This is a genomic window from Spirillospora sp. NPDC000708 (assembly GCF_040299565.1).
Taxonomy (GTDB): domain Bacteria; phylum Actinomycetota; class Actinomycetes; order Streptosporangiales; family Streptosporangiaceae; genus Spirillospora.
Genome location: NZ_JBEPCJ010000099.1, coordinates 25,986 through 40,249, shown reverse-complemented (window position 1 = coordinate 40,249; position 14,264 = coordinate 25,986). Strand labels below are relative to the sequence as shown.

Annotated in this window: 17 protein-coding genes; 3 read left to right on the top strand and 14 right to left on the bottom strand. The window is 73.0% G+C overall.

Annotation, left to right across the window (positions count from 1 at the left end; genetic code table 11):
* Positions 1–67: 67 nt before the first annotated feature.
* Genes ABT299_RS43685 through ABT299_RS43675 form a run of 3 tightly spaced genes read right to left on the bottom strand, consistent with a single transcriptional unit; the run spans position 68 to position 2,179 of the window.
* Positions 68–829, bottom strand: a complete 762-nt coding sequence (locus tag ABT299_RS43685; RefSeq protein ID WP_500254376.1) for an AIM24 family protein — start codon at positions 827–829, stop codon at positions 68–70.
* Positions 830–831: 2 nt separating this feature from the next.
* Entirely contained in the window at positions 832–1,485 is a 654-nt protein-coding gene (locus tag ABT299_RS43680; RefSeq protein WP_190856391.1) for an AIM24 family protein, read from the bottom strand.
* Between the two features lie 55 nt (positions 1,486–1,540).
* Positions 1,541–2,179 carry an AIM24 family protein gene (locus tag ABT299_RS43675; RefSeq protein ID WP_500254375.1) on the bottom strand — a complete coding sequence of 213 codons (639 nt, stop codon included), beginning with the start codon at positions 2,177–2,179 and terminating at the stop codon, positions 1,541–1,543.
* Positions 2,180–2,331: 152 nt separating this feature from the next.
* Here ABT299_RS43675 and ABT299_RS43670 point away from each other — a divergent pair, with 152 nt between their 5' ends.
* Both ABT299_RS43670 and ABT299_RS43665 read left to right on the top strand, forming a co-directional pair.
* On the top strand, positions 2,332–2,727 hold the full coding sequence (locus ABT299_RS43670) for an ABC transporter permease (protein ID WP_190856390.1): 396 nt from the start codon (positions 2,332–2,334) through the stop codon (positions 2,725–2,727).
* A gap of 104 nt (positions 2,728–2,831) precedes the next feature.
* Complete coding sequence (locus ABT299_RS43665; protein ID WP_347256668.1) at positions 2,832–3,962, top strand: EAL domain-containing protein; 1,131 nt, start codon at positions 2,832–2,834, stop codon at positions 3,960–3,962.
* 38 nt (positions 3,963–4,000) lie between these two features.
* Here the strand turns inward: ABT299_RS43665 and ABT299_RS43660 are convergent, their stop codons facing one another.
* Together ABT299_RS43660 and ABT299_RS43655 are read right to left on the bottom strand one after the other, a co-directional pair.
* Positions 4,001–4,711, bottom strand: coding sequence for a response regulator (locus ABT299_RS43660; protein WP_433251463.1), 711 nt, complete (start codon positions 4,709–4,711; stop codon positions 4,001–4,003).
* 54 nt (positions 4,712–4,765) lie between these two features.
* Positions 4,766–5,962 (bottom strand): sensor histidine kinase, encoded by a 1,197-nt coding sequence (locus ABT299_RS43655; protein ID WP_500254374.1) that lies wholly within the window; start codon positions 5,960–5,962, stop codon positions 4,766–4,768.
* 168 nt (positions 5,963–6,130) lie between these two features.
* On the opposite strand from ABT299_RS43655, the gene ABT299_RS43650 reads away from it, so the two are divergent.
* A complete protein-coding gene (locus tag ABT299_RS43650; RefSeq protein ID WP_500254373.1) occupies positions 6,131–6,706 on the top strand; it encodes a hypothetical protein in 576 nt (191 codons plus the stop codon).
* Here the strand turns inward: ABT299_RS43650 and ABT299_RS43645 are convergent.
* The 9 genes from ABT299_RS43645 to ABT299_RS43605 form a co-directional block, all read right to left on the bottom strand.
* A complete protein-coding gene (locus ABT299_RS43645; protein WP_500254372.1) occupies positions 6,672–7,457 on the bottom strand; it encodes a class I SAM-dependent methyltransferase in 786 nt (261 codons plus the stop codon). The two genes, ABT299_RS43650 and ABT299_RS43645, sit on opposite strands and share 35 nt — an antisense overlap.
* An 80-nt stretch (positions 7,458–7,537) precedes the next feature.
* The gene (locus ABT299_RS43640; RefSeq protein WP_190856385.1) at positions 7,538–7,891 is read right to left on the bottom strand and encodes a metal-sulfur cluster assembly factor; all 354 of its coding nucleotides are present in this window, start codon (positions 7,889–7,891) and stop codon (positions 7,538–7,540) included.
* Complete coding sequence (sufU, locus tag ABT299_RS43635; protein ID WP_190856384.1) at positions 7,888–8,346, bottom strand: Fe-S cluster assembly sulfur transfer protein SufU; 459 nt, start codon at positions 8,344–8,346, stop codon at positions 7,888–7,890. The genes ABT299_RS43640 and sufU overlap by 4 nt, the downstream gene beginning before the upstream one ends.
* A 62-nt stretch (positions 8,347–8,408) precedes the next feature.
* Positions 8,409–9,692, bottom strand: coding sequence for a cysteine desulfurase (locus tag ABT299_RS43630; RefSeq protein ID WP_190856383.1), 1,284 nt, complete (start codon positions 9,690–9,692; stop codon positions 8,409–8,411).
* Entirely contained in the window at positions 9,689–10,456 is a 768-nt protein-coding gene (gene sufC, locus ABT299_RS43625; RefSeq protein WP_190856382.1) for a Fe-S cluster assembly ATPase SufC, read from the bottom strand. The genes ABT299_RS43630 and sufC overlap by 4 nt, the downstream gene beginning before the upstream one ends.
* A 15-nt stretch (positions 10,457–10,471) precedes the next feature.
* Positions 10,472–10,789 (bottom strand): Rieske (2Fe-2S) protein, encoded by a 318-nt coding sequence (locus ABT299_RS43620; RefSeq protein ID WP_190856381.1) that lies wholly within the window; start codon positions 10,787–10,789, stop codon positions 10,472–10,474.
* On the bottom strand, positions 10,786–11,928 hold the full coding sequence (gene sufD, locus ABT299_RS43615; protein ID WP_387017954.1) for a Fe-S cluster assembly protein SufD: 1,143 nt from the start codon (positions 11,926–11,928) through the stop codon (positions 10,786–10,788). The genes ABT299_RS43620 and sufD overlap by 4 nt, the downstream gene beginning before the upstream one ends.
* The gene (gene sufB, locus ABT299_RS43610; protein ID WP_190856379.1) at positions 11,928–13,337 is read right to left on the bottom strand and encodes a Fe-S cluster assembly protein SufB; all 1,410 of its coding nucleotides are present in this window, start codon (positions 13,335–13,337) and stop codon (positions 11,928–11,930) included. The genes sufD and sufB overlap by 1 nt, the downstream gene beginning before the upstream one ends.
* A complete protein-coding gene (locus ABT299_RS43605) occupies positions 13,334–14,167 on the bottom strand; it encodes a helix-turn-helix transcriptional regulator (RefSeq protein WP_387017950.1) in 834 nt (277 codons plus the stop codon). The genes sufB and ABT299_RS43605 overlap by 4 nt, the downstream gene beginning before the upstream one ends.
* Positions 14,168–14,264: the final 97 nt, after the last annotated feature.

Sequence of the window (14,264 nt, the reverse complement as noted above, 5' to 3'; positions counted from 1 at the left end):
GGGGCCCGGGCGGCCCGGGCCCCCGCGCCGGCGCCCCGCCGTCCGGCGCCGGCCCCGCCGTTCGGCGTCAGCCCTGCCGTTCGGCGGACAGGCGCCGGCTGATCGTCTGCTGGAGCCGCTGCAGCCCCGACGTGCCGACCATGCCGATCTGGCCTTCGAGGTCGCGCAGCAGCACGTCCTCGTTCATCACGACCTCCGAGGACTGCATCAGCACGGTGCCCTGGCCGGTGAAGTCGAACTGGTGCTCCTCACCCGACGACCCGCCGATCCCGAAGGCCATCCGGGCCGCGCCGAACGCGCCGCGCATGTAGGAGTGGTCGTAGTGGTGGCAGGGCGACGGGCAGTCCGCCCAGCCCAGCAGGGCCTGCGGGTCCACCCGGACCGGCGGCTCGACGAAGTGCACCGGCCCGTTGGAGGCGGCCACGAACCGGCCCGTCCCGATCAGGGTCAGGAACCCCGGGATGATCGACTGCTTGAGCTCCAGGCCGGGCTCGAACGCCAGCAGGTTCCCGGCCCGGACGGTGAGGTTGCCGTCGTCGAGGTCGAAGGAGTTCACGTCGAAGCCGCGGTCGGCGAGGACGAGCTTGCCCCGCCCCTGCGCGACGATCCAGTCCTGGGCGTACAGCGGCGAGTTGAAGGTGTGCGCGACCAGCGCGTCCAGCGGCCCGGACGACAGCGCCTCGAACCTGATCTGCCCGTAGTAGGCGATCATCTTGCCCTTCTGCGCGAACCACCGGCCGTCGAGGTCGACGCTGAAGGCGTAGGGGTTGACGTTGTCGTTCACCGGGAGGGTGGCCGCGTTCCAGGTCCGCGTGCCGAAGCTGCTCACGGTCAGATCTTCCTCTCGCTGGCCTGGACGTAGACGACGCCGGAGCCGCTCAGCTCGAGCTGGAAGCCCTCGCCGGAGCCGCGTCCGATGAGGTCGCGCAGCCCCACCGCCGTGGTGAGCCGGTTCTGCACCTGGCCCCGGTGGGCCACGTACGCCTGCGGGTCGACGTGGACGGGCCGCTGCGGGGCGATCGGCAGCTCCATGACGCCGCCGTGCGAGAGCAGCGCGCACGAGCCCTGGCCGGTCAGCGTGGTGGTGAACAGGCCCTGCCCGCTGACGGCGCCCCGCACGATGCCGCGCACGCCGCCCTGCTCGCCCATGAACATGGTCCCGACCTGCAGGGACGCGTCGTGCACGAGGAGCCGGTCGGCCTCGACGTACAGGGTGTCGCCGCCGCCGAGGTCGACGACGGACACGTGCAGCCCGGCGTGCCCGAACATGACCTCGCCCTGCCCGGTGACGTGCATCATCGCGCTGCGCTCGCCCGCGACGGCGCGTCCGATGGCGCCGCCGATGCTCTGCCCCGCCGTGGTGGACGGGGCGAACGCCACCGACCCGGTGTAGGCGAGCATCGCGCCGCGCCTGCTGTAGACCTCCCGCCCGGGGCCGACCGGCACCTGGAGCATCTTGGAGGTGATCTTCTGGTATCCCGGCATCAGTACCTTCCGCAGCGGGCCGGCCGCCCGCGCCGCCCGCACGCCTTCGTCGTCATCAGATCTCCAGGATCCCGCCGCGCTCGGCGGGCTGGACGTAGACCAGACCGTGCCCCTGGTACCGGAACTGGACGCTCTCGCCCGACCCGTGGCCGATGACGGTCCGCCAGTTGACGTCGGTGACGACGTCCTGGCGCAGCTGCCCGTGGTGCCCGACGTAGGCGTGCGGGTCGACCGACAGCGGCGTCTCGGGCGTCACCTCCAGCGCGATCGCCGGCCCGTCGGACACGATCGCGACCGTGCCTTGCCCCTCCACCTTGGTCGTGGCGAGGCCCTGCCCGGTCCCCATGCCGCGCAGGCCGACGAACTGGACGCCCGTGCGCAGCCCGCCCTCCAGCGCCAGGAGGCTCTCCGACTCCACGAACAGGGTGTCGCCGGTCAGCTGGACGAGCGTCACCTCCGCCGCCTCGCTCGCCAGGTACACGGTGCCCTCGCCGGTGACCTCCATGAGCGTCATGCCCTCGCCGGCGATCTTGCGCTTGAGCGCGCCGCGCAGGCCCTCTCCCCCGGTCATCCCCTCCCGTTTGAACGCCATCCGCCCCTCGTAGGCGACCATGGCGCCGTTCAGCGCCCGGATCGTCTCCCCGGCGAGATCGACGGCCAGCATCTTCGAGCCGTTCAGTCGAAAGTGCGCCACGAGGCGACAAGATACCGGCCGGAACCCCGCGCGGTCCGGGCATTCGGCGCGGTCCGCCCGGCGGGGGCGGGCGAGCCGCCGGCGGCCCTCATCGCGGCGGAACCGGCGCGTTGCCGGTCCCGTGCGCCCGCCGATCGGAGAGGATGTCGCTCATGTGGATCGCTCCCGAACGCCGCAGCCTCAGCCGGTGGGCCGTACCCGGGCTCGTCCTCGGTGCCGGGGTGGTGGTCGGCGCCGTGCTCGCCGCCGACGGACGCGACGGCACCGCCCTCATCGCGCTCGCCGCCCTCGCCGGGTACGCCGGCTACCTGGCCTTCCGGCGCAACGAGCCCGCGCTGCCGCTCAGCGAGGGCTTCGGCTCCGGCCACCGCGCCCGCACCCATCTGCGCGCCGCCGCGATGACCGGCGACGTGCTGACGGTCGCCGTGATCGGCGGGCTCGTCGTGCAGGCGCTGCGCGGCGGCGACATCACCGCCTACGTCTGGCTCGCGGCCGTCGCGGGGGTCACCTACGCGCTGTCGGCGATGGTCGGCGGCCGCGGGCTGTGACGGCCCGCCCCGGGTCAAGATCCACACCGCGACCTGCGCGAATTGTGCGTTAACTTCTCCTGACAACGGTGGTTCCGGGCGCTTCCGGACGACATGATGCCGCTGTGTCAGCCGTAGATGTCCTGGTCCCGGCGAGGGCGGTGTTCCATCCGGTCGTCGATCTCGGCACCGGGACCGTCGTCGCCGTGGAGGCGCACGCGGGGCCGCCCGCCGCGACCGGGCTGCCGCCGCGGGTCGATCCCGTGTCCGAGGACCTGCGGCGCGCCGCCGAGGCGGCCCGCGCCGCGGCGGACCTCCGCACGCCCCTGCCGCTGCAGATCGGCCTGCGCGCCGAGACCCTCGCCTTCGGCGACCCGGTGCTCGCGGAGCTGCACCAGGGGTTCGCCGGGGCCGGGCGCCGCCCGCAGGAGATCATCATCTGCGTCACCGGGGGCTTCCCGCCGGCGCAGCGCGCCCCCGTCACCGCGGCGCTGTCCGGGCTGCGCCGGGCCGGGTACCTCGTCGGGCTCGGCGGCGTCGGCGCCGCGCACGCCCCGCTCGACCTGCTCGTCGACGGCGCGTCCTACCTGCTCAAGCTCGATCCCGTGCTGGCCCGCCGGGCGCCCGCCGAGCCGCGCCGCTCCGCGCTGGTGGCGAGCCTCGTCGAGCTGGCGCACCGGCTGGAGACCCACGTGCTCGCGCCCGGCCTGGAGACCGGCGACCAGGTGCTGCACCTGCGCGAGCTCGGGGTGCGGCTGGTGCAGGGGCCGGCGCTGGCGCCGCCGGAGTGGCGGCCCGGCATGCCGGTCACGGTGCCCGTCGCGGCGCGCGGCGCCCCGGACCCCCGCGAGCGCCCCGACCTCGGCCCCCGCGTCTCGGAGTTCACGCTCCCCGGCGTCACGATGCCGCACACCGCGACCGCCGACGAAGTACTGGACGCGCTGAACGCCGAGACGGGCATCACCAGCATCGTCCTGGTCGACGAGAGGCAGCGGCCCCGCGCCACCGTGGACCGGACGCGCTTCCTGCTCCGGCTGTCGGGCGCCTACGGCCACGCGCTGCACGCCCACCGGCCCGCCGCCCGGCTGGCCGACCCGCCCCGCCCGGTCCCGCGCACCGTCCCGGCCGTGGCGGCGCTGCGCGCGGCGGGCCAGGAGGACGAGCGCGTCTACGACGACCTGGTCGTGGTCGACGAGCTGGGCCGCTGCCTGGGGATCGTCCGCGTCGCCGACCTGATCCGCGGCCTGTCGCCCTGACCGGCGGCGTTCCGGTCCGGAGCGGTTCCCGGCGGGGGTCAGCCCGCGCTGAGATCCCCGCTGCCGGATCCGGGCGCGTCCGGCGCCGCGGTGGCCCCGGACGGGTCCGTGAGGCCGGACGCGGCCAGCTCCTGCGCGAGGATGGCGGCCTGGACCCGGCTGCGCAGCCCGAGCTTCCCGAGGATGCGGCTGACGTGCGTCTTGGTGGTCGTCTCCGCCATCGACAGCCGCCGCGCGATCTCCCCGTTCGACAGCCCCTCCCCGAGGCAGGCCAGCACCTCGCGCTCCCGCGGCGTCAGCTCCGCCACCGCCGCCGGGCCCGGCGCGGGCGGCTCCGGCCGGGCCGCGAACGCGCCGATCAGCCGCCGCGTCACCTGCGGCGCGATGATCCCGTCCCCGGCCGCCACCGTCCGCACCGCCTCCACCAGCCGGTCGGCGTCCACGTCCTTCAGCAGGAACCCCGCCGCGCCCGCCCGCAGCGCCCCGAACACGTACTCGTCGAGGTCGAACGTGGTCAGCACCAGCACGTCCGCGAACCCGGCGATCTGCCGGGTGGCGCTGATCCCGTCCAGCCGCGGCATCCGCACGTCCATCAGCACCACGTCGGGGCGCAGCTCCCGGGCCAGCTCGACGGCCCGCTCCCCGTCGGCGGCCTCGCCGACCACCCGCACGTCCGGCGCCGCGCCGAGGATCAGCACCAGCCCGGCCCGCACGGCCGCCTGGTCGTCGGCCACCAGCACCTCGATCACCGCGCCACCCCGATCACGACGATCAACGCCACCCCGCTCATCGCGCCACCCCGCTCACCGGACGCCTTCACGGCCGCGCGCGGGCTCCGCGTCCACCGGCAGTTCCGCGTGCACCAGCCAGCGCCCGCCGTCCGGCCCGGCGGAGAACTCGCCGCCGAGGATCGCCGCCCGCTCCCGCATCCCGATCAGGCCGCTGCCCGACCCCGGCAGCCCCGCGCCGTCCCCGAGGGGGCTCAGCACGTCGATCACCACCCGCCCCCGCGCGTACCCGACCGACACCTCGGCGTCGCCCGGCCCGGCGTGCTTGAGCGCGTTGGTCAGCGACTCCTGGACGATTCGGTACGCGGCCAGCTCGACCGGCGCGGGCAGTTCGGGGAGCTCGCCGGCCGGGCGCAGCCGCGCCGACAGGTCCGGGCGGGCCGTCCGCTCGACGAGCCGGCCGAGGTCGGCCAGCCGCGGCGCCTCCGCCGGGTCGGCGCCGCCGGCGCCGCCCTCGCGCAGCAGCCCGATCATCCGGCGCATCTCCGCCAGCCCCAGCACGCTGTTCTCCCGGATCACCGTCATCGCCCGGTCCAGGCCCTCCCTGTCCAGGTCGCGGACCTTCAGCACGGCCGAGGAGTGCAGCGCGACGGCGCTCAGATGGTTGGCGATCACGTCGTGCAGCTCGCGCGCCATCCGGGCGCGCTCTGCGCCGACGGCGGCGCGCCGGTCCATCTCGGCGAGCCGCGCGACCTGCCGGGCGCGCTGCCGCTCCGCCTCCGCCCGGGACCGGTGCTCCCGGACGAGCATGGCGGTCAGCACCGGCGTCACCCACACCGCCGCCGCGAGCGCCCCGGCCACCACGCCGAGCGCGAGGTCGCGCGCCAGCGCGCCGGTCACCGCCAGGACCGCGACGGTCCCGCCGACGGTCGCGCCGAGCAGCCCTTCCGCCGTCCGCCGCGGCCGCCCGTACAGGCTCGCCGCGTACAGCGCGTCCCCGTAGATCATCGCGGTGGCGATGGACGGGCCGAACGCCACGTCGAGGAAGTTGAACGGGGTGGAGATCGCCAGCGCGGTGAGGGGGGCCGTGCGCCGCAGCAGCATCGCCCCGCACAGCCCGGCGAGCGGCAGCAGCCGGAGTCCGGCGGGCGGCCAGTGGTCGGTCCAGGTGCTGTACCCGTGCGCCGCCAGCAGCACCAGCCCGGCCGCCAGCGCCCCGGCGGCGATGAGCGCGTCCTGGGGCGTGGTGAGGCGGCGGAGCCTGGAGAGCACGGATCCATCTCAGCATCCCGCCGGGACCGCCGCGTCCCTCTCGCTGAGGGCACCGCGTACATCCTTCGGAGGACCCCGAGAACCTCATCGGCGACGACGCCTCGCCCCTCCGCCGTCCCCGACCATCGAGACACAGGCAATGGACGGGGAAGTGGAGGGGAACACGCCATGCTCGTCGGGATCATCGCCGCCTGCGAGATCGGCTTCTGGGTCGTCCTCGCGGCCGGTCTGGCCGCCCGCTACCCGCTGCGGATGCGCAGGACCGGCGCGGCGCTCCTGCTGGGCGTCCCGCTGGTCGACCTCGTCCTCCTCGCGGCCACGGTCGCCGACCTGCGCGGGGGCGCGACCGCGGGCTTCGCCCACGGCCTGGCGGCGGCCTACCTCGGCTACTCGGTCGCGTTCGGGCACGGCATGGTCCGGTGGGCCGACGAGCGGTTCGCGCACCGCTTCGCCGGCGGGCCGCCGCCCCGGCGCAAGCCCCGGTACGGCCGGGCGCGCGCCCGCTACGAGTGGGTGGAGTTCGGCAAGGCCGCCGTCGCGACGGGGATCGGCTGCGCGCTGCTGCTGGCGATGATCGCACTGGTCGGCGACCCCGACCGGACGACCACCCTGACGGGCTGGACGGCCCGTCTCGGGCTCGTCCTCGCGATCTGGTCGCTGTGGCCGATCACCCACACGCTTTGGCCGTCCAAGCCGAAGGACGGGGCCGCTAGCCCGCCCGCAGAGCGCGCGCGGCCAAGGTGACGATCGGCAGGTCGAACTCGCCCTCGGCGGTCTCCGGCGTCATCCTCAGGAACTCGACGATCCGCTCGGTCACCTCCGCCCGCTCGGCCTCGTCGAGCACGAGCATGTGCGAATGCGTCCCGATCGTGGCCGCCATCGACTCGGCCGTGCGGCGCTGCGCGTGCGGGAACTCCGCCCGCTCGAACAGCGGGAACCACCGGGTCCCGGGCAGGTCCTTCGGCTGCCACCGCCGGTACGACACGCTGCTGCGGGAGACCCGCTTCAACTCCGCGACCCACGGGACCCGGTCGTCGTCGGTGTTCCACAGGCCCGCGAGCACCCCGCCCGGGGACAGCACCCGATGGATCTCCGGCAGCGCCCGGTCCAGGTCGAACCAGTGCATCGCCTGCCCCACCAGGACGGCGTCGACCGCGGCGTCCGGCAGCGGGATCGCCTCCGCGCCGCCTCGCAGCGCCCGCACGCCGGGCACCTCGCGGCGCAGCTCGTCCAGCATCGCCGCGTCGGGCTCCACGGCCACCAGGTCCGCGGCGTCGACGCCGTCGCGGAGCAGCACCTGTGTCAGCTTGCCCGTGCCGGCCGCCAGGTCGAGCACCCGGAGGGGCCTGCGGCCCGCCACGGGCCCAAGGGCCCACCGCACCGCCGCGTCGGGATAGTCCGGACGCTCCCGCGCGTACGCCGCCGCGCTCCCGCCGAACGACGAGGCCCTGCGCGCCACCAGTGCGGGATCGCTGTCGGGAAAGGCATCCTTCACATCGCCTCACCCTAGACGCGCCCGGGCATGCGCGAGGCCGCGCCCCCGGCGGGGAGGCGCGGCCTCGCGGCGGCTCGGTGTCAGACGTTGAAGCCGAGGGCGCGGAGCTGGTCGCGGCCCTCGTCGGTGATCTTGTCCGGGCCCCACGGCGGCAGCCAGACCCAGTTGATCTTGACGTCCTTGACCAGGCCCTCCAGCGCGCTGTGCGCCTGGTCCTCGATCACGTCCGTGAGCGGGCAGGCGGCGCTGGTCAGGGTCATGTCCAGGGTGACGACCTCGTCGGCGAGGTTCACCCCGTACACCAGGCCGAGGTCGACCACGTTGATGCCGAGTTCGGGGTCGACGACGTCCTTCAGCGCCTCGAGGATCTCCTCGTCGGGGACGGTGCCGGCCGCGGCGGTCGCGGGGGTCTCCTCCGGTGCGGTGTCGCTCATGATGCCTCTCCGAGTGCGCGGGCGGTCGCGTCCTTCCACGCCATCCAGGCGAGCAGGGCGCACTTGATCCTGGCGGGGTACTTCGACACCCCGGCGAAGGCGACGGCGTCCTCGAGGACGTCCTCGTCCGGCTCGACGTCCCGGCCGCGCGACTGCATCAGCGCCAGGAACTCCTCGCCGACCGCCATCGCCTCCTTCACGGACTTGCCGATGATCAGGTCGGACATCACCGACGCGCTGGCCTGGCTGATCGAGCAGCCCATGGCGTCGTAGGAGACGTCCGCCACCGTGGCGTCCTGGCCGTCGCCGTCCAGATGGACGCGGAGCGTCACCTCGTCCCCGCAGGTCGGGTTGACGTGGTGCGCCTCGCCCTCGTACGGCTCCCGCAGCCCCTTGTGCAGGGGGTTGCGGTAGTGGTCCAGGATGACCTCCTGGTACATCGCCTCCAGCTGCATGGCGTCCTTTCCAAGCCTTTCTCGCTACAACCCGGCCCCGGCGCGGGCTGTTCCTGCGGCCGTCAGGAGACGGTCCCGAAGAACTTCTGCGCCTGCCTGACCCCGTCGGCGAGCGCGTCGATGTCCGACAGGGTGTTGTAGAGGTAGAACGTCGCGCGGGTCGTGGCCGGGATGCCGAACCGGCGGCAGATCGGCCACGCGCAGTGGTGCCCGACGCGCACCTCGACGCCCAGGTCGTCCAGCACCTGGCCGACGTCGTGCGGGTGGATGTCCTCGACGGTGAACGACACGGCCCCGCCGCGCGCCTCGGTCGTGCCCGGCCCGATGATCCGGACGCCGGGGATCTCGCCGAGCCGCTTCAGCGAGTAGGCGACCAGCGCCTCCTCGTGGGCGTGGACGCGGTCCATGCCGATCTCGGCGAGGTAGTCGCAGGCCGCGCCGAGCCCGATCGCCTGCGCGGTCATCGGCACGCCGGCCTCGAACCGCTGCGGCGGCGGCATGAAGGTGGTCGCCTCCATGTGCACGACCTCGATCATGGAACCGCCGGTGATGAACGGCGGCATCGCCTCCAGCAGCTCCGAACGCCCCCACAGCACGCCGATGCCGGTCGGGCCGAGCATCTTGTGCCCGGAGAACGCCAGGAAGTCGGCGCCCAGCTCGGCGACGTCCACCGGCTGGTGCGGGACCGACTGCGCGCCGTCCAGCAGGACGAGCGCGCCGACGGCGTGCGCCCGCTCGGCGATCAGCTTGATCGGCGGGACCGTTCCGAGGACGTTCGACTGGTGCGTGAGCGCGACGATCTTCGTGCGCTCGTTGACCAGCTCGTCCAGGTTCTCCAGGTCGAGGCGGCCGTCGTCGGTGATGCCGAACCACCGCAGGGTCGCGCCCGTCCGCTGGCAGAGCTGCTGCCACGGAACGAGGTTGGCGTGGTGCTCCATCTCCGACACCACGATCTCGTCGCCGGGGCCGACCTTGAACCGCTCGGCCTCGGGGCCCGCCGTGGCGGCGTTGCTCATCGCGTACGCCACCAGGTTGATGCCCTCGGTGGCGTTCTTGGTGAACACGATCTCGCCGGGCGTCGCGCCGATGAACCGGGCGATCGACGCGCGGGCGTTCTCGTACGCCTCGGTGGCCTCCTCGGCGAGCAGGTGCGCCCCGCGGTGCGGCGCCGCGTTGTGCCGCTCGTAGAACTCGCGCTCGGCGTCCAGCACCCGCGTCGGCTTCTGCGACGTCGCGCCGGAGTCGAGGTACACCAGCGGGCGCCCGCCGCGGACGGTGCGCTGCAGCAGCGGGAAGTCCTTCTTGAGCTCCTCGGGGAGCAGCGTCCCCTCGGACAGAAGCGTCATAGGGTCGCCTCCGCCTTCACGTACTTCTCGTAGCCCTCGTTCTCGAGCTGGTCGGCCAGCTCCGGGCCGCCCTCGGCGACGACGCGGCCGGCCGCGAACACGTGCACGAAGTCCGGCTTCACGTACCGCAGGATGCGGGTGTAGTGCGTGATCAGCAGGACGCCGGTCTCGCCGCTCGCGGAGAACCGGTTGACGCCCTCGGAGACGACCTTCAGCGCGTCGACGTCCAGGCCGGAGTCGGTCTCGTCCAGGACGGCGACCTTCGGCTTGAGCATCTCCAGCTGGAGGATCTCGTGCCGCTTCTTCTCGCCGCCGGAGAAGCCCTCGTTCAGGCTGCGCTGCGCGAACGCCGGGTCGATGGACAGCTCGTCCATCGCCTGCTTCATCTCCTTGGAGAACTCGCGCAGCTTCGGCGCCTCGCCGCGCACCGCGGTGACCGCCGAGCGCAGGAAGTTCGACACCGACACCCCGGGGACCTCGACCGGGTACTGCATCGCCAGGAACAGCCCGGCGCGGGCGCGCTCGTCGACGGACATGCCGAGCACGTCCTCGCCGTCCAGCGTGACCGTGCCGGAGGTCACCTCGTACTTCGGGTGGCCGGCGACGGCGTAGGCGAGCGTGGACTTACCGGAGCCGTTCGGCCCCATGAGCGCGTGGGTCTCGCCGGCCTTGACGGTCAGGTCGACCCCGCGCAGGATCTCCTTCGTCCCGTCGGACCCGTCGGCGACGGAGACGTGGAGGTCGCGGATCTCAAGCGTGGCCATGGTGGTTGTCGTTCCTCAATCGTCGGAGCCGAGCGAGACGTAGACGTCGCCGTCCTCGACCTTGACCTTGTAGGTGGCGACCGGCTGGGTGGCCGGCGGATTGGTGGGCTTGCCGGTGCTCAGGTCGAAGCAGGACCCGTGCAGCCAGCACTCGATGGTGCCGTTGTAGATCTCGCCCTCGGACAGCGACACCTCGGCGTGCGAGCAGATGTCGTTGACGGCGTAGACCTCGCCGCCGGTGCGCGCCAGCGCGACCGGCGTGTCGCCGATCTCGACGCCGAGGGCCCCGTCCTCGGGGATCTCCTCCAGCGCGCACACCTTGACGAAGCTCATCTGCCCTCCGCCCGCACGTCCAGCTCGGCCTCGATGGCCTCGGCGACCTTCTCGCGCACCTCGGGCACCTCGATCCGCTCGACCAGCTGGCCGAGGAACCCCCGCACCACCATGCGGCGCGCCTCGTCGAAGGTGATGCCGCGCGCCTGCAGGTAGAACAGGTGCTCGTCGTCGAGCCGCCCGGACGCCGAGGCGTGCCCGGCGCCGGCGACCTCGCCGGTGAGGATCTCCAGGTTCGGCACCGAGTCGACCCGCGTCCCGTCGGTCAGGACGAGGTTGCGGTTCAGCTCGTAGGTGTCGGTGCCCTCCGCCTCCGCGCGGATGATCACGTCGCCGATCCAGACGGCGTGCGCGTCCTGGTCCTGCAGCGCGCCGCGGTAGTCGACGCGGCTGCGGCAGTTCGGCACGGCGTGGTCGACCAGCAGCCGGTGCTCCAGGTGCTGGCCGCCGTCGACGAAGTACACCCCGTACAGCTCGGCGTCGCCGCCGGGCCCGTCGTAGGCGACGGACGGGGAGATCCGCACGAGGTCGCCGCCGAGCGAGACGTTGTGCGACACGAACCGGGCGTCGCGGCCCAGCCGCGCGTGCTGGTGCGAGACGTGCACGCTGTCGTCCGCCCAGTCCTGCAGGCTGATCACCGAGAGGCGGGCGCCGTCGCCGACGACGAACTCGACGTTGTCGGCGTAGGTCGCCGAGCCGCGGTGCGCGAGCACCACGGTCGCCTCGGCGAACGGCTCCAGGATCACGGTGGTGTGCCCGTAGGCGGCGGCCGACGCGTCCTCGCCGCGCAGCCGGATCACGGTCGGCGCCGAGGCGACGACCTCCTTCGGCACGGTGACGACGGTGGCGTGCGTGAACGACGTCCACGCCTGCGCGCTGACCCGGTCGGCGGGCACGTACGCCCTGCCGAGCCGGGCGTCGTCGCGGCCGACGGTCTCGACGGTCACCTCGGGCGCCGCCTCGACCTCGGCGATGACCTTGCCGTTGGGCTCGGCCGTGCCGTTGTGCAGGCCGCGCAGCCGGCGCAGCGGGGTGAACCGCCACTCCTCCTCGCGGCCGGTGGGCACGTCGAAGTCGCCCACCTCGTACGAAGCCTTCTCGTGCAGGGTCGAGAGCGGCTTGCCGGTCTCCAGCCCCATCAGCCGACGGCCCCTTCCATCTGCAGCTCGATGAGCCGGTTCAGCTCGAGCGCGTACTCCATCGGCAGCTCGCGCGCGATGGGCTCGACGAACCCGCGCACGATCATCGCCATCGCCTCGTCCTCGGTCATGCCGCGGCTCATGAGGTAGAACAGCTGGTCCTCGGACACCTTGGAGACGGTGGCCTCGTGGCCCATCTCCACGTCGTCCTCGCGGACGTCGACGTACGGGTAGGTGTCGGACCGGCTGATCTGGTCGACCAGCAGCGCGTCGCACTTGACCGTGGACTTGCTGTGCTCGGCGCCCTCCTGGATCTGCACCAGCCCGCGGTAGGAGGTGCGGCCGCCGCCGCGCGCCACCGACTTGGAGATGATGCTGCTGGAGGTGTTCGGCGCGGCGTGCACCATCTTGGCGCCGGCGTCCTGGTGCTGGTCCTCGCCGGCGAACGCGATCGACAGGGTCTCGCCCTTGGCGTGCTCGCCGAGCAGGTAGACCGCCGGGTACTTCATGGTGACCTTGGAGCCGATGTTGCCGTCGACCCACTCCATGGTGGCGCCCTCGTAGGCGACGGCGCGCTTGGTCACCAGGTTGTAGACGTTGTTCGACCAGTTCTGGATGGTCGTGTAGCGGACGCGGGCGTCCTTCTTCACGACGATCTCGACGACGGCGGAGTGCAGCGAGTCCGACTTGTAGATCGGCGCGGTGCAGCCCTCGACGTAGTGGACGTAGGAGCCCTCGTCGGCGATGATCAGCGTCCGCTCGAACTGGCCCATGTTCTCGGTGTTGATCCGGAAGTAGGCCTGGAGCGGGATCTCGACGTGGACGCCCGGCGGCACGTAGATGAACGAGCCGCCCGACCACACGGCGGTGTTGAGCGCGGCGAACTTGTTGTCGCCGACCGGGATCACGGAGCCGAAGTACTCCTGGAAGATCTCCGGGTGCTCGCGCAGGCCGGTGTCGGTGTCGACGAAGATGACGCCCTTCTCCTCAAGGTCCTCGCGGATCTTGTGGTAGACGACCTCCGACTCGTACTGGGCGGCGACGCCGGCGATGAGGCGCTGCTTCTCCGCCTCGGGGATGCCGAGCTTGTCGTAGGTGTTCTTGATGTCCTCGGGGAGCTCTTCCCAGGACGCCGCCTGCTTCTCGGTCGAGCGGACGAAGTACTTGATGTTCTCGAAGTCGATCGCCGACAGGTCCGAGCCCCAGGTGGGCATCGGCTTCTTGTCGAAGAGCCGGAGTCCCTTGAGGCGCAGGTCGAGCATCCAGTCCGGCTCGCCCTTCTTGGCCGAGATGTCGCGGACGACGTCCTCGTTCAGGCCGCGCCGCGCGGAGGCGCCGGCCTCGTCGGAGTCGGCCCAGCCGAACTTGTACCTGTCGAGCCCCTCCAGCTCGGGGTGGGCTGTAGTCATAGGGACGTCCTCCCGGACTCCTCGTCACTGGTGTGTGTCTTTTCGGGGGACCTCTCCCCCGCGTCCCCGCCAGGGGTGACGCTCGCTCCGGGATCCTCCGCCTGCCCCGTCCCGCACAGGGAGCGGGGGCTGACGTGGGTGGTGCAGATCCCGTCGCCGTGGGCGATGGTGGCCAGCCGCTGGACGGGGGTGCCCAGCAGCCGGCTGAACGCCTCGGTCTCGGCCTCGCACAGCTGCGGGAACTCGGCCGCGACGTGCGCGACCGGGCAGTGGTGCTGGCACAGCTGCTCGCCGCCGCCCGGCTGGGGCGCCTTGCCGGCGGCGGCCGCGTAGCCGTCGCCGGAGAGCGCCTCGGCGAGCGTGCGGACCCGCTGCTGCGGCGGCGCGTCCTGCACGACGGGCCGGTAGCGCCGCTCCAGGTCGGCGATCTGCCGGCGGGCGAACTCGGCGACCGCGTGGTCCCCGGCCGTCTCGGCCAGGAACCGCAGGGCGCTGCTCGCCAGGTCGTCGTAGGCGTGCACGAACGCGCTGCGCCCGGCGTCGGTGATCGCGAACCACTTGGCGGGACGGCCGCGGCCGCGGCGGGTCTGCGGCGTCCGTGCCTTGCGGATCTCGATCATGCCCTCGGCCAGCAGCGCGTCCAGGTGCCGGCGGACCGCGGCGGGGGTGAGCCCCATGCGCTCGCCTAGCGTGGACGCCGTGACCGGCCCGTGCTCGAGGATCAGCCGGGCCACCCGGGCGCGGGTGTCGCGCTCGGTGTGGGAGGCGGCCGACGGCACGCCGGAAGGGCGCACGGGTGCGCTCTCCGGGGTCGCCTGATCCTCGCTCACGTTTTTCACAACATCAGTGTGCCGTAATTGCTTCCCCCGAAACACCGGAACGGGAATGTCCTCGCTCACGCAGGTTAGCCTTACCTAACCTTGACCT